The sequence below is a fragment of the Candidatus Hydrogenedentota bacterium genome (genome assembly GCA_012730045.1).
Classification (GTDB): domain Bacteria; phylum Hydrogenedentota; class Hydrogenedentia; order Hydrogenedentales; family CAITNO01; genus JAAYBR01.
Genome location: JAAYBR010000073.1, coordinates 1 through 25,555, shown reverse-complemented (window position 1 = coordinate 25,555; position 25,555 = coordinate 1). Strand labels below are relative to the sequence as shown.

14 protein-coding genes are annotated in these 25,555 nt (G+C 67.7%); 10 read left to right on the top strand and 4 right to left on the bottom strand.

What is annotated here, in order from left to right; all coding sequences use genetic code 11:
- Positions 1-31: 31 nt before the first annotated feature.
- Positions 32-1,585 carry a sulfatase gene (locus GXY15_07395; protein ID NLV41038.1) on the top strand — a complete coding sequence of 518 codons (1,554 nt, stop codon included), beginning with the start codon at positions 32-34 and terminating at the stop codon, positions 1,583-1,585.
- Positions 1,586-1,601: 16 nt separating this feature from the next.
- Here GXY15_07395 and GXY15_07390 read toward each other — a convergent pair whose 3' ends face one another.
- Positions 1,602-3,092 (bottom strand): hypothetical protein, encoded by a 1,491-nt coding sequence (locus GXY15_07390; protein ID NLV41037.1) that lies wholly within the window; start codon positions 3,090-3,092, stop codon positions 1,602-1,604.
- Between the two features lie 337 nt (positions 3,093-3,429).
- Here GXY15_07390 and GXY15_07385 point away from each other — a divergent pair, with 337 nt between their 5' ends.
- Positions 3,430-7,002: a hypothetical protein gene (locus GXY15_07385; protein NLV41036.1), complete on the top strand. Its 3,573-nt coding sequence runs from the start codon at positions 3,430-3,432 to the stop codon at positions 7,000-7,002.
- A 330-nt stretch (positions 7,003-7,332) separates the two neighbouring features.
- Positions 7,333-10,599, top strand: a complete 3,267-nt coding sequence (locus GXY15_07380) for a hypothetical protein (GenBank protein ID NLV41035.1) — start codon at positions 7,333-7,335, stop codon at positions 10,597-10,599.
- Positions 10,600-10,828: 229 nt separating this feature from the next.
- Here the strand turns inward: GXY15_07380 and GXY15_07375 are convergent, their stop codons facing one another.
- Complete coding sequence (locus GXY15_07375; GenBank protein NLV41034.1) at positions 10,829-11,683, bottom strand: sugar phosphate isomerase/epimerase; 855 nt, start codon at positions 11,681-11,683, stop codon at positions 10,829-10,831.
- A 318-nt stretch (positions 11,684-12,001) separates the two neighbouring features.
- On the opposite strand from GXY15_07375, the gene GXY15_07370 reads away from it, so the two are divergent.
- The 4 genes from GXY15_07370 (at position 12,002) to GXY15_07355 (ending at position 20,767) form a co-directional block, all read left to right on the top strand.
- The gene (locus tag GXY15_07370) at positions 12,002-14,269 is read left to right on the top strand and encodes a carbohydrate-binding protein (GenBank protein ID NLV41033.1); all 2,268 of its coding nucleotides are present in this window, start codon (positions 12,002-12,004) and stop codon (positions 14,267-14,269) included.
- 47 nt (positions 14,270-14,316) lie between these two features.
- The gene (locus GXY15_07365) at positions 14,317-15,444 is read left to right on the top strand and encodes a hypothetical protein (GenBank protein NLV41032.1); all 1,128 of its coding nucleotides are present in this window, start codon (positions 14,317-14,319) and stop codon (positions 15,442-15,444) included.
- Positions 15,445-15,963: 519 nt separating this feature from the next.
- A complete protein-coding gene (locus GXY15_07360; GenBank protein ID NLV41031.1) occupies positions 15,964-19,347 on the top strand; it encodes a DUF5107 domain-containing protein in 3,384 nt (1,127 codons plus the stop codon).
- A gap of 19 nt (positions 19,348-19,366) precedes the next feature.
- On the top strand, positions 19,367-20,767 hold the full coding sequence (locus GXY15_07355; GenBank protein NLV41030.1) for a hypothetical protein: 1,401 nt from the start codon (positions 19,367-19,369) through the stop codon (positions 20,765-20,767).
- Positions 20,768-20,784: 17 nt separating this feature from the next.
- On the opposite strand, the gene GXY15_07350 is transcribed toward GXY15_07355, so the two are convergent.
- Positions 20,785-21,975, bottom strand: a complete 1,191-nt coding sequence (locus GXY15_07350; protein NLV41029.1) for a Gfo/Idh/MocA family oxidoreductase — start codon at positions 21,973-21,975, stop codon at positions 20,785-20,787.
- Positions 21,976-22,169: 194 nt separating this feature from the next.
- On the opposite strand from GXY15_07350, the gene GXY15_07345 reads away from it, so the two are divergent.
- Together GXY15_07345 and GXY15_07340 are read left to right on the top strand one after the other, a co-directional pair.
- Entirely contained in the window at positions 22,170-22,790 is a 621-nt protein-coding gene (locus tag GXY15_07345; GenBank protein NLV41028.1) for a LysE family translocator, read from the top strand.
- A gap of 26 nt (positions 22,791-22,816) precedes the next feature.
- Positions 22,817-22,990 carry a hypothetical protein gene (locus GXY15_07340; protein ID NLV41027.1) on the top strand — a complete coding sequence of 58 codons (174 nt, stop codon included), beginning with the start codon at positions 22,817-22,819 and terminating at the stop codon, positions 22,988-22,990.
- 15 nt (positions 22,991-23,005) lie between these two features.
- Here the strand turns inward: GXY15_07340 and GXY15_07335 are convergent, their stop codons facing one another.
- Positions 23,006-23,776 (bottom strand): trehalose utilization protein, encoded by a 771-nt coding sequence (locus tag GXY15_07335; protein ID NLV41026.1) that lies wholly within the window; start codon positions 23,774-23,776, stop codon positions 23,006-23,008.
- Between the two features lie 199 nt (positions 23,777-23,975).
- On the opposite strand from GXY15_07335, the gene GXY15_07330 reads away from it, so the two are divergent.
- The gene (locus GXY15_07330; protein NLV41025.1) at positions 23,976-25,268 is read left to right on the top strand and encodes a glycoside hydrolase; all 1,293 of its coding nucleotides are present in this window, start codon (positions 23,976-23,978) and stop codon (positions 25,266-25,268) included.
- Positions 25,269-25,555: the final 287 nt, after the last annotated feature.

The window sequence follows — 25,555 nt, the reverse complement described above, 5'->3', positions numbered from 1 at the left end:
GATTCCGACCATGATTTCACGACGCGCGTTCATGCAACAGGCCGCCGCCGGCGCGACCGCCGCGCTGGCCGCCGCCACCACCCGCAACTCCGCCTGTGCCGAGGCCCGGTGCCCCAACATTGTGTGGATATTCAGCGACGACCACGCCCAGAAGGCCGTCAGCGCCTACGGCGGCCCCCTGAGCACAATCGCGCCCACGCCGAACATTGACCGCATCGCCCAGAACGGCATGATTTTCCGGAACAGCTTCGTCACCAACTCCCTGTGCGGCCCCTGCCGCGCGGTGATCCTCACGGGGCTCCACAGCCACCTTAACGGGTTCCGCCAGAACGGCGACCGATTCGACGGCAGCCAGCAGACCTTCCCGAAACTGCTCCAGCAGGCGGGCTACCAGACCGCCGTCTACGGAAAATGGCACCTGGAAACGGACCCCACCGGCTTCGACGCCTGGGAAATCCTCCCCGGCCAGGGCTGCTATTACAACCCGGACTTCCAGTCCGCACAGGGCACGAAACGGGAGGCGGGCTACGTCACGGACATCATCACGGACAAGGCCCTTGACTGGATGCAGCACCGGCGGGACCCGCAGAAGCCGTTCATGGTCATGATCCAGCACAAGGCCCCCCACCGCGAATGGGAGCCCGGCCCCGACCATCTCAACGACTTCAACGACGTGGAAATCCCCGAGCCGCCCACCCTGTTCGACGACTACGCCGGCCGGGGCACCGCCGCCCGCGAGCAGGACATGTCCATCGAGAAGACCATGCGCGTCACCTCCGACCTCAAGGTGTGGGGGGATGAAATCCCCAAGGAGGACATGGGCTCGTGGAAGCGCACCTGCGGGCGCATGACCGGGGAGCAGCGCGCCGCCTGGGACGCCGCCTATGCCCGCCGGAAACAGGAGTATGAGACGGGCGACCTCCAGGGCGAGGCGCTGGTCCGCTGGAAGTACCAGCAGTACATGCAGGACTATCTGCGGTGCATCCGCTCGGTGGATGACAACGTCGGCAGGGTCCTGGACTACCTCGAAAAAAGCGGCCTTGACAGAAACACCGTCGTCTTCTACTCCTCCGACCAAAGCTTCTACCTCGGCGAGCACGGATGGTTTGACAAGCGCTTCATCTACGAGGAGTCCTTCCGGACGCCCCTGGTCGCCCAGTGGCCCGGCGTCATCCAGCCCGGCTCCAGCGCCGGCAGCCTGGTCCAGAACCTCGACATGGCCGAGACCTTCCTCGCCATCGCGGGCGTCCCGGTGCCGGAAACCATGCAGGGCCTCAGCCTCGTGCCCCTCATGAGGGGTGAACAGCCCGCCAACTGGCGCAGCTCCCTCTATTACCAGTACTTCGAGGGGGAGGGAAAGGTTCACAACGTCTACAAGCACTACGGGGTGCGCACCGACCGCTATAAACTCGCCCATTTCCACACCCTCGGCGAGTGGGAGTTCTACGACCTCGAAAAAGACCCCCAGGAAATGAAGAACCAGTACGCCAACCCGGACTATGCGGACCAGGTCGCCGCGCTGAAGTCGGAACTCGCCCGGCTCCGGGAACAGTACCGCGTGCCCGAAGAGGATGCCGCCAACTAGTCCCCTGTTGGGAGGCTCACTTCTTCGGCCCGGAAAGGCGCACCAGCAGGAACGTCTCCGGGGGCAGCTCAAGCCCCGTTGTCTCCGTCCACACCCGCGTCTCGGGACCGGAGGCGCCGTTGCGGCCAAAGGCGCTGACCTCCGCCTTCTCCAGGGGAACCGCACCCCCCGGAATCCCGCGCAGCGCGACCTTCCGCGCCGCAGCGGCCCGGTTCACCAGCAGCAGGTTCACGCCCCCGCCGTCCGGCGGCACCAGCGCCACACCGTCCACCTCGGGACTGTCCGACGCGCCGGCATGCGCCCGCGCGCCGCGCGGCGCGGCCCGGCACACCAGCGACCAGGCCTCCCCGGCGGGGCGCATGCGCCACCCCTCGTCGGCATAGGCCATGAGGTTCGTCTTCATCAGCCCGCCGTTGCTCCCGTCCTCCGGGTTCCCGTCGTAGTAATACTGGTCGTGCAGCCCCCAGAACAGGGCGCCCGTCATGCCCTCGTTCAGCCCAAGCAGGGCGAACTGGGCGACGCAGAACCCGCGCTCGAAGGTCTCAATGTCCGTGGCCGTGTAGGCCCCCTGGACATGCCGGGTGCCCAGCTCATTGACGGAAAAGGGGAGGGCGCCGCTCCACGCCACCCGGTCCCGCACCCAGACCCGCATGGCCGGCGCATAACCGGAATCCCCGCAGGAGAACACATAACTGTGGGCGTTCAGCCGGTCCGACACCCCGCCCAGGGCCCCGGCGGTCTGCTGGAGCCATCCCCGGTGCGAGCTGTCATCGGCGAGGTCCAGCTCCAGCCGGTCCCGCAACCCCTCGCGGACCAGCCGCTCATGGATCGCCCGGCACACCTCCGCGTAATGCCCGAAATCCACCCGGTTCTCGTCGTTCAGATAGGTCCAGTCCGGCTCGTTCATGAAGGTGAACGCGTCTATGCAGGAGTAGCCCCGGTCCACCACGAGGTGCCGGAGGACGGCGGCGATGTTCTCCGCGCACTCCGCCGCGTCGTTCGGCGCGGAGCACCACTGCTTCGACCCGGCAAAGCCCAGCCAGTAGGGCCTCCCGCCCGCAATCCGCGCGGGGGCGCACCACCAGGTCAGCGTGACCCGGATGCCCGCCTCCTGGCAGAAGTCGAGCTGGCGGCGCAGCGAAAGCATCTGCTCGCTGTCCCAGGTGAACGCCGCGCCGTCCGTAACCGCCGGGTCCGCGTTGTCGTTTTCCGGCTCATACCAGTCCGGCAGCACCGACGTGCGCACGCGGGACACCCCCATGCCGCGGATGCGGTCCGTCAGCGCCCGCCACGCCGCCTCATCGCAGCCGCGGCGGCCGTTGCGCTCCGTCCAGAAATGCGGGTCCCATTCCCCGCCGAATCCCGACACCGGATGCCGGTTCGCCTGCGCCGCGAAGGTCACCGTGACCGGGGCGGAAGCCTCCTGAGCCCGGGAGACTGCCTGCGGCCCAAGGCAAAACGCCAGCGTCCCTGCGAAAAGACAGACAACATTCCAAAATCCGCTCATGCCTGCTCCATCCTGTGGGTGTGCGCCCTATCGTACCGACCGGCGAGGGGAATTTGCACACACTGTACTGTGCCCGGCCAGCGGAAAGACGTGTGGGGGGACACGCGGCGGCGGGAACGAGATGGCGTCGCTTCGCTCGCCATGACGCGTTGACGCCCGGGTCATCACAAGGCCGTCGTCCAAGCCGTCATGGCGAGCGAAGCGACGCCATCTCGTTCCCGGAAAGCCTCCGGGAATCGCCCGTCTTTCCCTGACTCCCGACGCCATCCATTCCATTCACAGTGGACTTTCACCGGAGGTCCGTGGAACAATGGACGAAACACTTGGGCGGTACGCAATGATGACTTCCAAACACCCCTCCTGGATTCCCTGCGCGGCCCTAGCCGTCCTCCTTTCCTGCGCCGCCCTTGGCGAGCCCGCTGCGGACACCCCGCCGTCCCTCGACACGCCCCTCCTCGCGCACTGGACCTTTGACAGCGGCGCTGCGGAGGGCGTTCTTTCCGATGTGTCGGGAAGCGCGGAGCTCGCCGCGCAGGCGACCGGCGGCATGGCGGCGGGCCGGGGCGTCTACGGCGATGCCGTCGCTCTCCAGAACACCCACGCCCTGCGTGTGCCCGCCTTTGGGCAGCCCCGCATGCGCGCCCTGTCCCTCTCCGTGTGGGTGCGCCCGTCGGACCTCGGCGGATACCGCGAACTCTTCCGCCAGGAGAACGGGGACGACCGCATCCTGTTCTCGTTCCAGCAGGGCGGGGAAATCCTCTCCTTCGGCCTCAACGTGGGCGGGTACATGGAATGCGACGCGGCTGTTGACCCGGGCGCCGTGCTGGACGGCGCGTGGCACCACTGCGCGGCCACCTTCGACGGACGTTTTCTGCGGGTTTTCCTTGACGGCAAGGAACGGGGCTCCCTGGAACGCCGGGGCCGGATCGCCTCCGCCCATGGCCAGCCCGCCTTCATCGGTTCCAGCGGGGGAACCAACGAGCATTTCCAGGGCGAGATGGACGACCTGCGCATCTACAACGGGGCCCTCTCCCGTTCCGACATTCGCGCCCTGTTCACCCACGGAAACGACCTGCTGGCGGCCCGCACGGCGCGCCTGGACGCCGCGGCGGCGGCCGTCTACACCCGGCGGGACTCCTTTGCGGAAACCTTCGCGGATGTCCGCTCAAGAATCACCTCCGCCGCGCCGCCGATGGACGCGGACCTGCAAAACGCGCTGGCCCGAAGACTCCGGGCGGATTTCCCGGAGGAATGCGCGGCCTTTGCGGACTATGCGGGCGTTCCCGCGGTGGCCTGCCTGCGGGACCCCGACAACCGTGTGCTCGTGGAGCGCGCCGCCGCCCTGGCGGAGCTGCTCCTGGAATACAAGCCCCTCACGGAGGACCAGTGGTCCCGCCAGACCCCGGAAGCGCGGGACCAGTGGCGCGAGGCCGACGCCCTGAAGGCGAGGTATGACGCCCTGGCCGCGCAGGGGGACGCCGCCCACACCTCCCCCGAGTGGCTGGAGCTGGTGCTCGCCATGGGGCCGAGGGTCGCCTTCCGCCCCCGCGTCAGCGAGCCCGTCGCGCCGTTTGTCACCCCGGAAACCCCCGAGACCCGCGCCCTCACGCCGGAGGAGGCCCGCGACGCCCTGGTGCGGGACTGGATGCACCAGGCGGAGGGCGTTCCGCTCAAGACGCGCATCCGCGAGGAAATCCAGTGGGCCCGCGACCTCGCCGCCCGCATCCCGGGCGACCACGCCAGGGAACTGGCGGAACTGGCGGCTCTGGAACGAAGAGCCGCGCAGGGGAAAGGGGACGAGCGCGACCTCTATCTGGCGGTCCGGGAAGCCAAGCGCGTCCTTCTGTTCAGCAACCCCCTGCTGGACTTCGATGAAATCCTGCTGGTGGACATGCCGTACCCGCAGGGCTCCGAATGGCGGCATGAGACCCGCCACCGCCTCGGATACATGGCCGTGCCCGGCGGACGCCTCCTCGCGCTGAAGGGGCTGCACCCCGGCGGAAACGTGCGCCAGCTCATGCCGCAGGCGCCCCTGCACGGGTCCTTCTGGCGGCCTGACCTGTCCTTCGACGCGCAAAAGGTCCTCTTCTGCTTCAAGCCGCACAATGAGAAGTCGTTCCACCTCTACGAGATCAACGTGGACGGTTCGGGCCTGCGGCAGCTCACCGACGGCCCCTACGACGACGTGGACCCCGTCTACACGCCCGACGGCCACATTGTCTTCCCGACCACGCGGGGCAACAACTACGTCCGGTGCATGCCGCCGACCAACTCCTTCGAACTGGCCCGCGCCGACGCCGACGGGCGGAACCTCTACATCATCTCCCACAGCAACGAGCCGGACTACCTGCCGTCGGTGATGAACGACGGGCGGGTCGTCTACACCCGCTGGGAGTACACCGACAAGCCGCTCTGGCGCGCCCAGTCCCTCTGGACCTCCCACCCCGACGGAACGCAGGCGGTCACCTTCTGGGGCAACCAGAGCGTGTGGCCGGACCTCATGAAGGACGCCCGCGCCATCCCCGGCAGCCGCCGCGTCCTGTTCACCGGCAGCGCGCACCACGACTGGTTCGCCGGGTCCGTCGGCATCGTGGACCCCGACAAGGGGTTCAACTTCCCCGACGGCCTCACAAAGGTCACCGCCGATGTCGAATGGCCGGAGTCCGGCAACGGCCCCGTGGACCCCGTGGAGTCGCCCCGCTACCACGCCTCGGGGAGCTACCCCGCCTATTACTCGCCCTATCCCCTCAGCGAGAAGGACTTTTTAGTGTCCGCCCAGCGGGACGGCAAATTCCGCCTGTACCTGATGGACGTGGACGGCAACCGGGAGCTGGTCTACGAGGGCGTCCACAACGTCTTTCACGCCATGCCCCTGAAGCCGCGGCCCGTGCCGCCCGTGCTGGCGGACCACGTGGCCTGGCCGACGGCGGAGAACCGGGGCGCCCCGAAGCCCGGCGTCATCTACAGCAACAACGTCTACCAGAACGCCCCGGAGGCGCTGCGCGGGAAGGCGAAGTACCTGCGCATCCTCCAGATTGACCCGAAGACCTACACCTACTGGCACAAGCGCCCGTACATCTCCACCGGGCCCGTGGTCTCCGCCGTGCAGTCGGAGGGCGTCAAGCGGATCATCGGCACCGTGCCCATCGAGGAGGACGGCTCGGTCTCCTTCGAGGCCCCCGCCGGGCAGGCCCTCCATTTCCAGCTCCTCGACGGCGACTTCCGCGCCCTCCAGACCATGCGCAGCTTCGTGGGGGTCATGCCGGGGGAGAGCCGGGGCTGCCTCGGCTGCCACGAATCCCACAGCCGGACACCGCAGGTGGCGGCCAAGGCCCTGGCCACCGCCGCCGCTCCCCGGTCCATCACCCCGCCGCCGTGGAAGGACGCCACGGTGAGCTACGCCCGCTATGTCCGGCCCCTGCTCGACCGCTACTGCGCCGAATGCCACGAGGGGGAAGGGGAGGGGCGCAAGGTCTTCGACACCACCGAGCGGCCCAGCCCGCCCAGCTTCTCGGAGCCCTACATGACCCTCATCGGCCGTCCGGCCTGGGGCGCGCCGTACACCCCGCCGGAAAACCCCGAACCGGGCTTCGGTATCGCCGGCGTGATGATGGTCGAGGCCTACGACCAGCGCGACCCAAAAGCCTACGCCACCCCCGAGCCCATGACCAGCCTGTCCTACCGGAGCCCGCTCGTGGAGATGGTCTCCAGCGGGAAGCACTACGGCGTGAAGGTGGACGAGACCAGCCGCCAGCGCCTCATCGCCTGGGTGGACGCCATCTGCCCCTACCTCGGCGACGAGGAGGTGCGCCAGATCCCCGACCCCGTCTTCCAGGGCGTGGACTGGCTCGCCGTCCGCCCGCAGATTGAAAACGCCCCGGTCATCCCCCGCCCCGGCCCCGTGGACTGACCGTTCCCAAGTTGCCGAAACAGGCATGCCTGGAGTCGGATCGTGGCGGGAACGAGATTGCTTCAGTCGCTTCGCTCTTTCGCAATGACGGGTGTTTCCACGGTCATTGCGAGGAGGCCGCCCCGGCCGACGCGGCAACCTCTTGTCGGAAGGTCTCCGGTCCCCTGAACACACGGGTGACACGTTCATTCCCTGCGGCGGTTGCCCGAACCCCTGAATCACAAGCTCTTTCTCCTGGAAACGCGACTGGATATTTTCCTGTCCAATGATTCAGGTTCATTGACCCCGCCGCGCGGGTCCGCTATCCTATCGGGACACAGGAGACTCCCCGTGAAGACCGGCCTCATTCCCGCCTTGGTCCTGACCCTGCTGTGCGCCCTCGCCCACGCCGCGGACGCCCGCCCGCCGCTGCCCCCCGTGCCCGCGTTCACGTCGCCGTCCCGCGCCATGCTGACAGCGGGCGAACTGCGCGCCCTCGTGGAAAAGGACTGGCTGGACGGCCTCCGGCAGCCCCTCACCCCGGCCGCCGACGCGGCGGGCGCGTGCGACGGCGTCAAAAACGGCGCCTACGCCTTCCACACGGGCCAGGAGCCGAATCCGTGGTGGCAGGTGGACCTGGGCGCGGAGACGCTGATCGGGCGGATCGTGGTGTTCAACCGGCTGGACTACGCCCCGGGCCTGCACAACGCCGACACGCTCCAGATTTTCGCCTCCCCCGACGGCAAGAACTGGACGCTGCTCCACGACAACCAGGGACGGCATTTCGGGGGCATCAGCGGCGCGGCCCCGCTGACGGTGACCTTTGGGGCCCAGCCGCCGGCCGCGCGGTTCCTCCGCCTGACCATCCCCAGTCCCGCGCCCATCTTCCTCCATCTTGACGAGGTGGAGGTGTACGCTGCGGGGAAGGACGCGGAAAACATTGCCCTGGGAAAACCAGCCAACCAGAGCAGTCTCAGTCAATGGTCCACCGTCAAGACCGCCGGACCGCCCGCGTATCCCACCGCCACCCACCTGCGGCGGGGCCGGGAACTCGCCGCACGGCTCCAGGAGCAGGGCGTGGAGATCACCGAACGCCTGCGGCGTCTCGACGCGCTGGAGGCGCGGCTGGCCGCCCTGCCCGCGGACACCCCGGCGGACGCCCTGCGCGCCCTCTATCTGGAGACCCGCTGGACCGTGCGCGGGCTCGTGCTGGCCGACCCGCTGCTCGATTTCGACCGCATGATCTTCCTCAAGCGGCACACGCAGGAGACCTATCCCGACATCTGCCTCAACCACATGCCCTGGGTGTCGCGCCCCGGCGGCGACCTCTGCGTGCTGGAGCCGTCCACGGACGGCGCGCCCCTCTTCGCCGCCCTGGCCGAGCCCCCCGCGGACGCCCCCGACCAGCCCGTCGCGGGGCTCCGAAACCTGCTCAACGGTGCGCTGGGACCGGGCCATGTCCACGGCATGGACCTGTGGTTCGAGGGGGACCGGGTGGTCTTCGGCTACGCCCGCGCGCGGAGCGAAGAACCGCCGGAGGGCTGGCTGGACCGCACCCAGAGTTACCGCCTCCGCCGGGAGGAGGAACCCATCCATCTGTTTGAGCTGGGCCTCCGCGACCACCTCCTGCGCCAGCTCAGTTTCGGCGAGTGGAGCGATCTGGACCCCGCCTACGCCCCGAACGGAGACATCGTCTTCGTCTCCGAGCGCTGCGGCACGTCGCTCCAGTGCAACGAGTACGACAAGGACGAGACGAGCTGCAACCTCTACGTCATGCGCCCCGACGGAAGCGGCATCCGCCGCATGAGCGCCAACAAGGACGGGGACTACCTGCCCAACACCCTCGACAACGGCCTCATTGCCTACACCCGCTGGGAGTACCACGAGCGGAGCTGGGCCCTCATCCAGTCCGTCTGGATCATCCGCCCCGACGGCACCGGGGCAGACGCGCTCTTCAAGCAGCATTTTCCCAACCCGTGGGCCGTTGAGGACGCGCGGTCCATTCCGGGAAGCACGAAACTCGTCGCCATCGCGGCGGGCCACCACACCCTCCCCGTCGGCCCGCTCATCCTCGTGGACCACGGCCGGGGGGTGAACGAGCCGCAGGGCATCGGCATCGTCAGCCCGCGCCTCCTGCCGCCCGAGGGCGGCATGGACGGCGTGCCCGTGCCCGAGGGCGGCACCGACGACCCGGCGGGATTCTACAGCACCCCCTGGGCGCTCTCGGAGCAGACCTTCCTCGCCGCGTTCAGCCACAGCGACACCCCCGGCGAGCCCGCCGGATACGGCCTCTATCTCGTGGACGTGCATGGGAACAAGGAGCTGATCTACCGCGACCCGGCGCTGTCGTGCTTCGACCCCGTGCCCCTGCGGCCGCGCCCCCTGCCCACGGCGCTCCCCGAGCTGGTGGACACGGAAAAAGAATACGCGGAATGCCACATCAAGAACGTCGCCCAGGGCAGCGAGGGGATCGCCCCGGAGGACGTGCGCTACCTCCGCGTCGCCGAGCCCGTCGGCTGGCCCTATGACAACGCGCGGGGCGGCCACCGCTACGGCGAGGACCACCGCTACGGCGGCCCCGGCGCGGAGTGGAAAAACCTCACCAACTGGACCCCCGTCCGCATCCTCGGCGACGTGCCCGTGCAGTCGGACGGCAGCGCCCACTTCCGCGTGCCCGCCGACACGGCGGTGTACTTCCAGCTCCTCGACAAGGACCGCCTGGAACTGCGCCGCATGCGCTCGTTCATAAGCTTCCAGCCCGGGGAACTGCGCGGCTGCGTGGGCTGCCACGAGACCCGCGCGGGCTCGCAGGTGCTGCCGCCCGCGCGCTCCGGCGCGGCCCTGGCGGCGGCCCCGGCCGGCATGCTCCCCGCGCCCTGGGGGGACCGGCCCGTGAGTTTCCTGCGCGACATCCAGCCCGTGCTCGACGCCCACTGCGTCCGGTGCCACGACGGCCTCACCCCGGCGGGCGGGCTGGACTTCTCCGGCGGCCTCACCTCCCACGACGAGGAAATCCCCGGCTATGGCTACAACCGGGCCTTCGAGACCATCATCACGAACGGGCTCGTGTCGTTGTCCCCCGCGCGGGCGCAGGATGCCAGCATCACGCCGCCCCTCGCCTACGGCGCGCGCAAGAGCAGACTGTTCACCGCCCTCGACGACGCCACGCACAAAGGGGAGGTCGGCCTGTCCGCCGACGAGCGGCTGCGGCTGGCCATGTGGATAGACGCCAACGCGCCCTATCACGACCGCTTTGTGGACAAGCGTCCCGCACGCCCGGCCTACGACCCCGCCCAGGACAAAGCCCTCGCCGCCGCCCTGCGCGGCGTCCACGAACGCCGCTGCGTGGAATGCCATGAGGTGGAGAAGATCAGCCGGACGGACTGGATTGACCTGGAACGCCCCGGTCGCAGCCGCTTCCTCACCGCGCCCCTCGGCGGCGCCTGCGGGAAGAAGGTCTACACAGGGCGCACCGACCCCGACTACCGGAAAGTGCGCGCCCTGGCCCGCGATGCCGCAGCCAAGGCCTGGAAAGACCCGCGCCGCGACCTCCAGTCCCTCGACCGCCCGGCCTGGACCCGGGTCATCGGACGGAAGCCCGCAGGGATTGATCGTTAGCGGCCTGTGGCAGAAGGCCGACCGATCTTAGGTCCCCCCTTGAGGGGGGTGGCCGCGTCTTCGCGGCCGGGGGATGTTCTTCTGTCCGGGCACAGCCCCGAACCCCGGAACATCCCCCGGTTCGCTCCCGCGAACCACCCCCCTCAAGGGGGGACCAAGATGGTGCCGAATGGTCAGGAATGCCGGTACAGGAGTTGCTGCTGAGGGTGCCCCACCGGAGAGACAGGAGCTACCCGTTTACCTCGTTGATGGCCGCCGTGAGGGCGGTGATGCCTTTGGCGATGTCGCCGACGCGGTCGCTGCCGGCCTCGCGCTCGAAGATGTAGCCGCCCTCGAAGTTTGCCTCGGCGAGGATGCGGACGAAGGCGACCCAGTCCACCTCGCCGGTGCCGACGACCACCTCCTCGCCCCAGTCGCCCTTGACCTTCGTGCGCTTGGCGTCCTTCACGTGGACCTGGCGCACGTGCGGCACCAGCGCGCGCAGCGCGTCAATCGGGTCGTCCATGTCGTACAGGATCATGTTCGCCGGGTCGAAGTTCACGGCGATGTTCTTCGCGCCGCGCCCGTGCATCTCGGCGAGGAAGGCCAGCAGCGTCTCCGCCGACTCCTGCCCCGTCTCCATGAGCAGCGTCACGCCGTGCTCCCCGAAGACCTCCGCCAGCGTCACCACGCGCCCGCAGAGCTTCTCAAACGTCGGGTCCGCCGGGTCGTGGGGCAGGAACCCCGCATGGGCGTTCGCACAGGTCAGGCCCATCTTCCCCGCCGTCGCGGCGGTGACCCGCGCCAGCCGCAGGTTCTCCTCCCAGTGCGCGTCCGGCACCACGCCGCCCGTCACGCGGATCGTGGCCGGGGTCGTGTAGTCCTCGCCGACGGTCGAGTACATGCCCGACACAATCTCAATCCCCGCGGCGGCGAGGATTTCCTGCACCCCGTCCAGCGCGCCCGGATCATCCCGGTGCGGCGTCAGGCCCATCTGCACCTTCTTCAGCCCGAGGGCGTTCACCTTCTCCGCCAATTCCTTTGGCCCCGCCGCCTGAAGCGACCAACTGCACACCCCGATCTGATCAACCGACTGTTTTTTCACGGAAAACACCTCCATGTTGCGGCCTTCATGGCCGAACCGACAGTGTACCGAAAGGAGGCGCTCTGCGCAAGGCGCGGGGGCAGGGTTTAGGGTCGGGGGTTTAGGGTCGAGGGGAAGAGCAGGGGACAGGTCTGACCCGTCCGACTTGTCCGACTCCGGGGAATATCCGACGGATCGGTCGGATCCGACCGATCCGTCCGATTCTTCCTTGTCCATCGCGTCCATCGGGTCCATCCCGTCCATCTCGTCCACCACCGCGCGCCGGTTGACAACCCCCGCTTCCTTCATTATTCTAGCCGCAATCAGGAGACCCGCCCCATGAAGACCGCGTTCCCCGCCTGCCTGCTCAGCCTCACCGCCGCGCTGTGCCTCAACGCCGCAGCGGACCGCGAGTACCATGTTGCCGTCACGGGCAATGACACGAACGACGGATCGGCCGCCGCGCCGTTGCGGACCATTTCCGCCGCCGCCGCGCTGGCGCAGCCGGGGGACACGGTCACGGTGCATGAGGGGGTCTACCGCGAGTGGGTGAACCCGCCACGCGGGGGCGAGTCGGACGCCAAGCGCATCACCTACCAGGCGGCCCCTGGGGAAAAGGTGGCGGTGAAGGGGTCGGAGGCGGTCACAGGCTGGGAAAAGGTCCAGAACGACACCTGGAAGGTGACGGTGCCCAACAGCCTCTTCGGGGATTACAACCCCTACGCGGACCTCATCCGCGGCGACTGGTTCACCCCGAAGGACCGGGAACATCACACCGGCGCGGTCTATCTCGACGGCGAATGGCTCATTGAGGCGGCCACGCTGGACGAGGCGCTGGCCCCGGCGGGCACGGTCCCCGCATGGCTCCAGCAGGCGGGGCTGGAATACCTCCTGAACGTGGCATGGCTCCAGCCGAAGGGCGGGGACAAGATTCCGGGCACGGCGTTCACGGCGAAGAACGGCACGCAGAACGCGCCCTGCTCCGAGGGCGGCGAGTGCGTGGGGTTCATCCAGCACGGCCACTGGCTGAAGTACGAGGGCGTGGATTTCGGAAAGGGAACGTCGGTGCTGGACATCCGCGCGGCGTCGGCCTCGTCGGGCGGCATCATCGAGCTGCGGCTGGACGCGCCGGACGGCGCGCTCATCGGCACGCGGCCCGTGCCCAACACGGGCGAGTGGCAGGACTGGCGCACCTTCAAGGCCGACATCGTCCCGCAGGAGGGGAAGAAGACCGTCTTCCTCGTTTTCAAGAGCAGGAACGCGCGCCCCGTGGAGCAGGAGCCGCGCCTGTGGAAAGCGCGGGTGGACGCCGACACCACGACGATCTGGGCGCAGTTCAAAGATGTCAACCCCAACGAGCGCCTGACGGAGATCAACGTGCGCCGCGCCGTGTTCTACCCGAAGGAGACGGGCAGGAACTACCTCACCGTGCGCGGCTTCACCCTGTGCCAGGCCGCCACGCAGTGGGCGCCCCCGACGGCCGAGCAGATCGCGATCATCGGCACGAACTGGAGCAAAGGCTGGGTCATTGAGAACAACACCATCAGCCACTCCGTGTGCTGCGGCGTCGCCCTGGGCAAGCACGGCGACGAGTTTGACAACACCTCCGCCGACACCGCCGAGGGCTACGTCAAGACCATCGAGCGGGCCACCGCCCGCGGCTGGAGCGGCGAGAACATCGGCCACCACGTCGTCCGCAACAACCACATCTCCCACTGCGAGCAGACGGGCATCGTGGGCAGTCTCGGCGCGGTCTTCAGCACCATCACGGGCAACCACATCCACGACATCCACATCCGCGCGCTGTTCACCGGCGCCGAGATGGCGGGCATCAAGCTCCACGGCGCCATTGACGTCGTCATCCAGGACAACCACATCCACCGCACCTGCCTCGGCGTCTGGCTCGACTGGATGGCCCAGGGCGCCCGCGTCACTTCGAACCTCTTCCACGACAACGGCCGGGACCTCTTCATGGAGGTGGACCACGGCCCCTTCGTCGTGGACAACAACCTCTTCCTCTCCGCCGAGTCCCTCCTCGACGTGTCGCGCGGCGGCGCCTACGCGCACAACCTCTTCACCGGCGACTTCCGCATGAACGAGTACGACGCGCGCCTCACGCCGTTCCACAAGGCCCATTCCACCGAGGTCGCCGGCCTCCACGACAACCCCGCCGGGGACGACCGCTTCCTCAACAACCTCCTCACGGGCCGCGCCAGCCTCCGCGTGTATGACAAGGCCCGGCTGCCCATGTTCATCGAGGACAACGTCCACCTCGACGGCGCGCGCCCCGCGAAGGGCGAGAAGAACCCGCTGATCGTGAAGGATTTCGACCCGGCGTTCCGCCTCGTGGAAAAGGACGGCGAGGTCTGGCTGGAGGGCAAACTCGACGCCGTCTGGGCCCAGGAGAACCCCCGCAAGCCCGTGACCACCGAACGCCTCGGCAAAGCCGTCGTGCCGGACCTCCCCTACGAGAACCGCGACGGCTCGCCGCTCACGGTGGACACCGACCACTTCGGCGCCAAGCGAAACCTCGACAACCCCTTCCCAGGCCCCTTTGAACTGCCCCAAGGCGGGGACCTCTCCGTGAAAGTCTGGCCGAAAAAATGAACTGGCGCACGGCGCGTCCGCCCCGGAGGCGCCGCGGAGGAATACGGATGCCCCGTCTCATTGTCCTGGGCCTGCTGGCCGGTCTCTGCACGGCGGCCGCGGCCGCCGGTCCGGACACCGTGGTCGGAAAGCGCATCCTGTCCCGCGCGGACAGCGCGTGGATGTCCCAGCAGATTGAGGAGCCGTGCATCCTGCCCAACCCGAAGGTGCCGGAAAGGCTGGTCATGTTCTACGGGGCCGTGCCCGCGTCAAACCGGAACACGGCGGCCGTCGGCAAGGCGTGGGCCGAGGCAGGCGACCCGCTCACCTGGCACCAGGACGCCGCGAACCCTGTCTTCACACCCGCCACAACGGGCTGGGACTCGGGAAGCATCCGGCTGGACACGGTCCTCTACCTCCCCGAGGAGGACGCCTACTACATTTACTACTCCGGCACCACGGGCACGGTGCAGGACCGGATCGGTCTGGCGGTCTGTCCGGCGGGGGAGGACGGGTACTCCGGCATCACCCCCGAAAACATCGTCCGGCAGGGCGACGCCCCGGTGCTGGCCCCGGAACCCGCAGCCCCCTATCATGAGGAGATGGCCTCCCAGGCGGCCGTGATGCGGGAGTGGAACGCCCGTGAAAACCGCTGGGACTGGTACATGTACTACTCCTACCGCGGCCGGGACGGCGTCCTGCCCGGCATCCGGCTGGCGACCTCGCAGGACGGCAGGCGCTGGACGCGGCAGTTCAACGGCGCGGACCCGCGCGGCATGGGCCAGATTTTCGCGTCCACGCCGAACGCCTACTACGAGTGGCACCAGATTCTGAAAGTGGACAACACCTATGTCCTCTGCATCGAGGTGGGGGTGGAGCACGGGAAGCGGTGGCGGCCCGGACTGGCAGTCAGCACGGACCCCGTCCGGGGATGGACGCAGCTGGACCTGGACACCATGCTCCAGACGCAGTGGCGGGGGCTCTACGGCGACAGCACGCTCTACCATGTCGCCACGCCCGCGCTGTACCAGATCGGGGAAAAATGGCACCTCTTTGTGCAGGCCTGCGGACGCCCCACGAACGACAACTATATAGACGGCGGCTGGGATATGTGGGGCGTGGTGTGCGAAAAGGTGGTCCCCACACGGCCGGGCTGCGCCAGCCTCCACATCCCCGGCCCGGGCGGGAACCCCTGAGCCTTACGCCTTCGGGATATTCGTCTGTTTGCGCGCTCCGGAACGTTGTCCGCGCCAGCGGCGCTAACCCACACGCACAGCAGCGCCCCAAGAATTGGAACCATCCGGAGGCCCAAGAGAAGGAACCCCGCACTCGTCGCACGGGGGAATTTCGTGGACGCAGCAAGGTTGTCGTTCGTGCCGTCAATGACGGCTACAACGTCGGACATCTCAGTCTCCACTGCGGAATCGGGGGCTTCCTGGCGGTCAGAGAACGCGCCGACAAGAACGAGCACGGCGGCGACAAATGAGGAGCTCACCCACATTGAAACCGACTCCTTGACGACAGTCCTTGCTGTCACCACGCCCCTTGGTCTCCGAACTCAACTCCCGCCCAACTCTGTCCAATTCTGGTCTTCCTGTCAAGGAGCCATTGTTTCCCGTTGCACGGCGCACTGCAACAAGTGGCGCCCCCGTGCCGGTTGACATCCCCGTTCCGCCGCCGGAATAATGCCCCTTCAACCTGGAAGGAACCGCCCCATGGCCGCGACGCTGCTGTTTCTTGCCCTGGTCTCCACCGGCACCCTGTGCTCCGCGCAGGTGTCGGTGTCGGAGGAGACGATGGTGCTCCCCACCTATCCGGCGGAGGCGCCGGACCGGATTCCGCTGTTTTTCCGGCCGGAGGAGGTGCAGCTCGCGGAAAAGCATGTCTACCCGTACCCGTTCTACGGGGTGCAGTCGGCGGAGAAGGCGGACCGCGAGTACCGGGCCGTCGTCCTGGAGAACGAGTACCTGAAACTCTGCGTCACGCCGGAGATGGGCGGGCGGCTGTACTACGCCGTGGACAAGACCAACGGCTACCAGATCGTCTACAACAACCGCGTGGTGAAGCCCGCGCTCATCGGCACCCTCGGCGCGTGGACCTCCGGCGGGGTGGAGTGGAACACGCCGCACCACCACCGGGCGACCAGCCTCATTGACGTGGACCACACGGTCGTGGAGAACCCGGACGGCGGCAAGACGGTCTGGGTCGGCGAGTACGAGAAGCGCAGCCAGACGCGCTGGCTCACGGGCATGACGCTGGAACCGGGGAAGGCGTACGTGAAAATCACGTTCAAGAGCATGAACGTGACGCCCTACGAATACCCCGCGCTGTGCTTCGCCAACGTGGCGGTCCATGTGAACGATAGCTACCAGTTTGTCTTCCCGCCGGACGTGGAGATGATGAACTTCCACTACGTCACGGAGTTCACCCGGTGGCCCGTGCTGAACCAGGTGTACCAGTCCGTGGACTACACGAAGGGCGAGGACCTCTCGTGGTGGAAGGAAACCCGCCAGCCCGTGTCGTTCTTTGTCACCAAGACCGCGCAGGACTTCATGGCCGGCATTGACCACGGAAAGGGCGCGGGCATCGCCCTCGTCGGCGACCACCGCATCTTCAAGGGGAAAAAACTCTGGAACTGGGGGAAGAACGAGGTGCAGGAGGTGTGGGACACGAAGCTCACGGACGAGGACGGGCCCTACGCCGAGCTGATGATGGGCTTCTACTCGGACAACCAGCCGGACTACAACTTTGTCGCCCCCTTCGAGACAAAGTACGGCGACATGTACCTCTATGGGATCAAGGGGCTGGACGGCATCAAGGAGGCCACCCGCGACTTCGCCCTCAACCTGGACCTGAAAGAGGGCCTGGCGGGGATCCAGCTCAATGCCACGGCGGCGTTCCAAGGCGTCCAGATCGTGCTGCGGCGCGGCGACGCCACCGTTTTCACCGACACCGCGGACCTCTCTCCGGAAAACCCCTACAAGCGCGAGGCGTCTGCGGGCGGTGCGGAGAGCCTGGAGGAGCTGCGGGTGCAGGTGCTCGACGCGGAGGGCCGGGAACTGCTCGCATGGCAGAAGCAGCCCGCGAAAAACGAGCCGTTCCCGGAGGTGTACCGGGACCCGCTGGACCCGCGCGAATACAAGACAGCGCAGGAGCTTTTCTACGCGGGGCTCAAGCTGGAGCAGTTTGGAAACACCAACTTCGACTGCATGAAATACTATGCGGCCGCCCTCGCCCTGGAGCCGGACCATGTGCCCGCCAACACCCAGATCGGGCTCGTGTTCCTGAAACGCGGCGAGCTGGACAAGGCCGAGGAGCACCTCGCGCGTGCCGTGGGTGTGGTCACGGACAACCACAAGAAGGCGCAGGACGCCACCGCGCTCTTCTACCTCGGCGTGTGCCGCCTGCGGCAGGGCCGCACCGACGACGCGCTGGAGCTGCTCTACCGCGCCACCTGGGACTACCCGTGGACCTCGGCGGGGTACACCCTCGCCGCGCAGGCGGAGGCCGCGCGCGGCAACCTGGAAAAGGCGCTGGACAACGCCGAGCGCGCGGTCCGCGCCAACACGCAGAACGTCGAGGCGCTCTGCGTCAAGGCGCTCGTCCTGCGGACGCTCGGCAATGCCGCCGCCGCCGCGGAGACCGCCCGCCAGGCGCTGGAAGTGGACCCGCTCTGCTTCCCCGCGATGAACGAGCTGCGCCTCCTAGCCGACACCGCCGACACGGGGAAGACGGCGGGGGAGTGGGCGACCCAGCTCTTTCGCTGCCTGCGCAATGAACCCTACAACTACATCGAGACAGCGGCGCGCCACGCCGCCGCCGGATGCTTCAGCGAAGCGGTGGAGCTCATGGGCCTCTCGGCGGCGGCGCCGGACGCCGCGCTGTCCGCGAACCCGATGACACATTACCATCACGCGCTCTATCTGGACCGCGCGAGCAGGGGAGAGGCGGCGGCCACTGCCCTGGAGAAGGCAGCCGGCCTGCCCATTGACCTGTGCTTCCCCTACGGCGAGGAGTCCGAGCGCGCGCTGCGCTTCGCCCTGTCCAAGAACCCCACGAACGCGAAGGCGCACTACCTGCTGGGCAACCTGCTCGCCAATTACCGGCACGCCGAGGCGGTCGCCTGCTGGCAGGCCGCGCTGGACAACGGATTCAAGGACGCCGTCGTCCACCGCAACCTCGCCTACCTCCAGGCCAACCACCTCGGCCTGCTCCCGGAGGCGCTGGACAACATCATGACGGCCATCTCCCTCGACCCGAAGCAGAAGCGCTACTTCGCCGAGGCGGACCTCTACATGTCCTACGCGAGCCTGACGCCGGAGCAGCTTGCGGAGTTCCTCGCCGAGTACGGGGAAATGGGAAAGGACATCGTGGACATCCAGCTCATGGAGGTGAAGCTGGCGGTCTTCCGGGGCGAGTATGACCGCGCCATCGAACTCCTCACCGCCATGCGCTACCACATCGAGGAGGGCGCCACCTTCAACCCGCACGTCCACTGGTTCGACGCCCACCTGCAAAAGGGCATCGGGGAGATGAACGCGGGCCGCCACCGGGAGGCCGGGGCCCTGTTCCTCAAGGCGATGGAGTTCCCCGCCAACCTCGAGGCCGAGCGCGACGGAAAGACCGGCATCGCCCACTACTACCTCGGCGTCAACCAGCGCCTCGCCGGCGACGCCGAGACAGCGCGCGGCCATTTCACCGCCATGCTCGACTACACGCCCCCGCAGGGCTGGGGCGCGGGCGACTTCCCCGAAATCGGCTACTTCAAGGCCCTCGCCGCGCGCGAGCTGGGCCACAACGCGGACGAGATCGAGAAGCGCTTCCGCCAGCTCATCGAGGACGGCGAAAAGCGGCTGGCCCCCGCCAAGGACGGCCGCAACATCACCGTGACGGTGGAGGAGGAGCACACGGGCCGCACCTTCCTGCTCGAGCGCGAGCTTGCCCGCAAGGACCTGCGGGTGTCTTCCCATTACCTCCAGGGCCTCGGCCACCTCGGCCTCGGAGACAATGAACAGGCCCGCGCCTGTTTCGAGAAGGCCCTGGAGGTGGACCCGCTCGCTGTGGACCCGAAACTCATGCTTGTGTCTCTGGAGAAATGACCCCGGAAAAGGCAACCCCATGAAACACCTTCTTTCCACCTGGCCGCTGGCCGCTCTGATGCTGTCCTTTCCCTGCTGCGCCGATGAGGGCATCCATCCCTGGGGGGATAGCCCCTGGTACTGGGCGTGCCAGGACAAACCCGTGCTGCTCGTCGGCGGCAGCGACGACGACAACCTGTTCCAATGGCCGGAAAAGGAGCTGATCGAACAGCTGGACCGGCTGGCGGCGGCGGGGGGAAATCTCATCCGTAACACCATGAGCGACCGGAAGGACAAGGGCTTCGAGGTCTACCCCTTCAAACAGGGGAAGGACGGAAAGTACGACCTCGGCAAGTGGAACCGGGAGTACTGGGACCGCTTCGAGCGGATGCTGCGCGAGACGGAAAAGCGCGGCGTCATCGTCCAGATCGAGGTGTGGGACCGGTTCGACTATACCGACACCGGCGGAGCGGACCGCTGGCAAATCCACCCGTACAACCCGAAGAACAACGTCAATTACAGCTACGAGGAGTCCGGGTTTGCGGAGCGCTACCCCGACCATCCGGGGGCGAACCGCCAGCCCTTCTTCTTCACCACGCCGAACCAGCGGAACAACACGGCCGTCCTGAAGTACCAGCAGCGTTTCGTGGAGAAGATGCTGGAGCACACCCTGCGCCGGGGCAATGTGCTCTACTGCATGGACAACGAGACCAGCGGCGAGGAGGAGTGGGGGCGCTACTGGGCGGAGTTCATCAAGGCGCGCGCGGCGAAAAAGGGGCGGACCGTCTTCGTCACGGAGATGTGGGACAACTGGAAGCTCACGGACGACGTCCACAGGCGCACCTTCGACCACCCGGAGCGCTACGACTTCGTGGACGTGTCCCAGAACAACCACATCAGCGGTGAGAAGCACTGGGACAACTTCCTCTTTGCCCGGGAATATCTGTCCGGCCATCCCCGGCCCATGAACACCATCAAAACCTACGGCGCCGACGGCAACAAGTTCGGCCACACCGACCAGGACGGCATTGAGCGTTTCTGGCACCATGTGCTGGCGGGCGCGGCCGCGGCGCGGTTCCACCGGCCCGACTCGGGGCTGGGCCTCAACGACAAGGCCGTGGCGTGTCTCCGCGCTGTCCGGAAACTGGAGTCCAAGATTCCCCTCTGGTCCGTTCATGCGGCGAACGGGCTGCTGTCGGACCGCGAACAAAACGCGGCCTACCTGGCCGCAGATCCGGGAAAGGCCTACGCCCTCTATTTCCCCGCCGGGGGAAAAGTGACGCTGGATCTCTCAACCGCCGCCGGGCAAATGAGCGCGCACTGGATAGACATCGCCACGGGCGAATGGGGGCCCGTCCAGCCGCTGGAAGGCGGCGCAAAACGGGAAATCACCGCGCCCGGACCGGGCAACTGGGCCGCCGCCGTGATCCCCCGGGAGTAGCCTGCAGGGAGAGGCGTTCAGAGGGTGTACACCGGCACCTTCATCAGCTCGCCGTCCTTCAGCGCGGAGCTGTGGGCCACGATGCCCGCCACGGTCATGTTGAGCGCCCAGGCGATGTTGACCAGGGGCGTCCGCCCCTGGAGGATGGACGTGACGAACTCCTCGCAGAGGTAGCCGTGGGACCCGCCGTGGCCGCCCGCCTCCACCCCCGGGGGCAGGGGCGGCTTGGCAAGCTCCAGCGACGAGATGTCCGCGAGCCCGTCGTAGACCATGCCGGTCATGGAGCCCTTCTGCCCGCGCACGCGGCCCACCTCCCCGTTGTGGCCCGCCGTGTCCTTGCTCATGGTCATCCGCGCCATGCCGCCCTCGGTGGTGCGCAGCAGCGCGACCTCCGTGCCGAAGATGTTCTTGTAGGCGTTGTCGCCCGAGGCCAGGTACGGCATCTTGCTCGGCATGCCGAAGCAGGAGACCTCCGTGAACCCGCCGCCGGACACACAGACGTGATAGGCCGTGGCGTGCGTCGGGTACCACAGGGGCGGGGAGCCCTTCCGCCAGTCCTTGTACGAGTCCAGCGGCTTCTCGACGTAGTGGAAATACTCGCCCTCGCTGTACACCAGCTCGCCGAAACCGCCCGCCCGGTGGATCACCCGCATGGCGTAACAGTCGTCATGGAACGCGCTCGTCTCGAACATCATGTAGTTCAGCCCCGAGGCCTTCACGGCCGCGTGCAGCCGGTCCGCGTCCTCCAGCGACCCGTAGACCGCCGGCACCGCCGAACCGACATGCTTGCCGTGGTTCAGCACCTCGATGGCGTGCCGGCAGTGGCTGGGCGCGTCCGTGGCCAGAAACACCGCCTCGATGTCCGGATCCTTCACCAGCTCCTCCAGCGAGGGGTAGGTCTTCGCGCACCGGCACGCGCGCGCGAGTTCGGCGCACCGGTCTGGGAACAGGTCGCTCACGGCAACCACCTCGACATTCGGGTGGTCCTGGAACCCGAAGGCCGCGCCGAACCGGCACAGGCCGTAGCCCACGATGCCCACCCGGACCTTCCGGTCCGACACCGGCTCCCACACCCGGTTCTTCACCGTGTTGCTCGCCGTGTCCTCAAAGCCCTGGATGGGCTTCTCCTCCGCGGCGCCCGCCGCGGCCATCGCGCCAAGCGCGGCGGCCCCCCTCACAAAATCTCTCCGGGAAAATGGGTGTTGCATCGTCAAGTCCTCTTTGGGGAGCCCCGCCGCACGCTGGAAGCCCCCGGCCTTTTCGTCCTCCCGAAACGCGCTCAGGGGGCGTCCGCGGGACCATGCCCGCCAGACCGTCCGGCGGCCCCATGATGAACCTTCCCCGCCCGCCGATGCAATGTGGGGCTTGATTCCCGAGAATCGGTGGTGTCTAATACCGGCCCATGCTCGCCTTCCTCACATCCGGAATCGTGCTGGGCCTTTCGGCCGGGTTTTCGCCCGGGCCACTGTTCGCCCTCGTGGTCTCGCAAGCCATGCGGCACGGGGTGCGCGAGGGGATGAAAACGGCCCTGGCACCGCTCCTGACCGACACGCCGGTCATCCTTCTGTCGGTGCTCGTGCTGACCCGGATAGCGGGGTATAAGACGGTTCTCGGCGGAATATCGCTGCTTGGGGCCGTGGTCGTCGCCTATCTCGCCTATGAGGGAATGCGCACCACGGGCTACGAGATCGCGGAAGGGGAGAGGGGCGCGCCCCGCTCGCTGGCCAAGGGGGTGCTGGTGAACTTCCTGAGTCCGCATCCCTATCTCTTCTGGCTGACCGTGGGCGGGCCGATGGTCCTGAGGGGATGGGAACGCTCCGCCCCGGCCGCCGCCGCCTTTGTCGCGGGGTTCTGCCTGTCCATCGTGGCGGCGAAAATGGTCATCGCCGTGTCGGCGGGCAGCTCCCGGCGCTTCCTCACCGGCAGGGGCTACCGGCGGGTCATGCGGGGGCTGGGGGCGCTGATGGCCGGGTTCGCGGTATTATTGCTGTGGAACGCGGTGGAACTGCTGTCCGCACCCTGAACCCGCGCGGCCGGCAGATACGGCGCGTGGCATTCACGGGCTGCGCGGCCGACGTGGAGCTGTGCATCGTGGAGGGCGGCGGGCACACCTGGCCCGGCGGCGGGCCCGACTATCCCCGCTGGATCGTGGGCCGCGCGGCCCGCGACTTCTCCGCAAGCGAAACGGTGTGGGCGTTTTTCAGGGACAAGGCCGTTCTGTGACCCGGCCCCTCCCGGTCACTTCTTCGCCGGGGCGGCCCACTCCACGGCGTTGCGCATGATCTGGCGCACGTTCTCGTCAAAGTACACCGGGTTCGTCTCGTGGCCCGCCTGGAAGTAGAAGAACTTTCCCTTGCCGACGGTCCAGCAGAGACCGATGCGCGAGGGGTCCTCGCGCCCGTCCTTCAGCGTGTGGACCCCCTCGAAGGGCACCGCCTCGGGCTCCGGCACCGCGTAGGGCTCGCTGTACCGCTCGCTGTGGTCAATGGTGAACTCCTTCACGCCCTTCGCGATCGGGTGGTTCGGGTCCTTCACCGTGACCTTCAGCGTGGTGGAGTCGCCCTCATACGCGCCCCACGAGCACTCGGTGCCCATGAGCGCCTTGTTCGGCTTGGCAAAATGGGAGGAGTGCAGGGAGATGAACCCCATGCCGTCCTCCTTCACCCGCTTCACAATCTTCTCCACCAGCTTGTCGCGCACGATCCCGTGCCGCTTGTGGCCCCACCAGATGAGTACATCGGCCCGCTTGAGCAGCTTGTCGGGCAGCCCCTGCTCCGGATCCTTGATGCCCGCCACCACGACTTCCCAGCCCTCCAGCGAGCCCAGCCCCTCGGCGATGGCCCCGTTGATGTCCTTCGGGTACACATCCGTGCCCGCCGTCCCCTCCGACCACACCACCACGCACCGCTTCGCCGACTTCGCCTCCGCCGCGTGCCCGAAAAACAGCCCTGCGCCCAGCGACACCGCCACCATCGCCAGGAGAACGGCGTACACCTTCCTGCTGCCCATCGCGTGAATCCTTCTGTTGTTCCCCGGCCTTGCCCGTCCGGAACGCCGGGGGCGGGCCAGCCGCCCGCGCCGGAGAGGATAATAATGAAACCGGCGGCCGCGCGACAAGCGGGACATGCCGCCCCTGGAGGATTGCGTATACTACAGCGGTCGCTTTCAGCCCGGACACCCACCTGGACCTCCAAAGGAGACCCGTCCCTTGCCAAGTATGTGCCAATGCCTGCTTCTGCGGACTGCGGCCGCCGCTGCACTCCTTTGCGCCGCGGCCCTCCCCGGTTTCGCCCAGCCGCAGGCGGCGGACGGGGAGGAGCCCTGGCGCGTTGAGGCCCGGAAACGCATCGCCGAGACGCGGATGGGGGATCTGGTGGTCCGTGTGGTGGACGATGCCGGAAAACCCGCCGCCGGACGCCCTGTCCGGGTGGCCATGACCCGCCACGCGTTCCCGTGGGGCACCTGCGTGCCCGCCGGCCGCCTGACGGGGGACGGGCCGGAGAACGAGACCTACCGGCAGCACCTCCGCGCCTTGTTCAACTGCGCGGTCCTGGAGAACGACCTGAAGTGGAACGCGTGGCACGGGGCCTATGGCCCGTCCTTCTCGCGCGAGAACACGCGCGCCGCGCTGGTCTGGCTCAAGGAAAACGGCTTCCGCGTCCGGGGACACGCGCTGGCGTGGCCGGACTGGCAGTATCTCCTGCCCGAAGGGGAGGCCCTCGCGGCCGATCCCGCCGCCCTGCAGCGGCGCATCCTGGAGCATGTGGACGAGCTGGCCGCCTTCACCAAAGACTTCGTTTACGAGTGGGACGTTGTCAACGAACCGGCGCATTTCGACGCCGTGACCCGCGTACTGGGGCCGGACGCCATGAAGGAGTGGTTCGTCCGCGCCCGGGCGGTCCTCCCGCCGTCCTGCCGCCTGTTTGTCAACGAGTACAACGTTGTGGAGCCGTATGAGCCCGGAATCCCAGAAAAATACGCGCAGATCATTGGTGACCTGCTCGCCGCCGGGGCGCCGCTGGAGGGCATCGGGTTCCAAAGCCATTTCCAACGTGTCAGGGCCAATCCCGAGGGTGTCCTCAAGACCTTTGACACCTTCGCGCGCTTCGGGCTGCCCATCGTGGTCACCGAATTCGACGCCGACTTCGCGGACGAAACTGTTCAGTCCTCCTTCACCCGGGACTTTATGACGGCCGCCTTCAGCCACCCCGCCTGCACCGGCTTCGTGTTCTGGGGGTTCTGGGAGGGCGCCCACTGGCGCCCGCAGGCCGCCCTGTTCAGGAAGGACTGGACGGAGAAGCCGAATCTGGCGGTCTACCGGGAGCTCGTTTTCCGCGAGTGGTGGACCGATGTGGAGGGGGTCACGGACGCGAACGGCGAACTGACCGTGCGGGGCTTCAAGGGCGCCTACCGGATCCACCTCGGCGCTCAGGAACACGCGGCGGCCATCGGAGACGCGCCCGCCCGCGTGGAGGTCACCCTGGGAACGCCCGAAAAGTAGACACGGCATCCTGCCGTGTTCTTGGGCCTTCCCTCGACCTGAAGAACGCGGCAGGATGCCGCGTCTACTTTGCCGTTGTCCTGCCGGGAACGAGGTCGCTTCGGTCGCTTCGCTCCCTGCTAAGAAAGTACCGGGTTCGCTGGAGAGGCCGCGCCCCCGGGATCGCCAAGCTCCCCCTTGGCTTTCGGGGAAACACGGAGCGAACAGGCCCGCGCGGAAGAACCCAAGAGGCCAGGCTGGAGCCTGGCGATTCCAGGGGCGCGTGGTTTGGGGGATGGAGGCAGCCG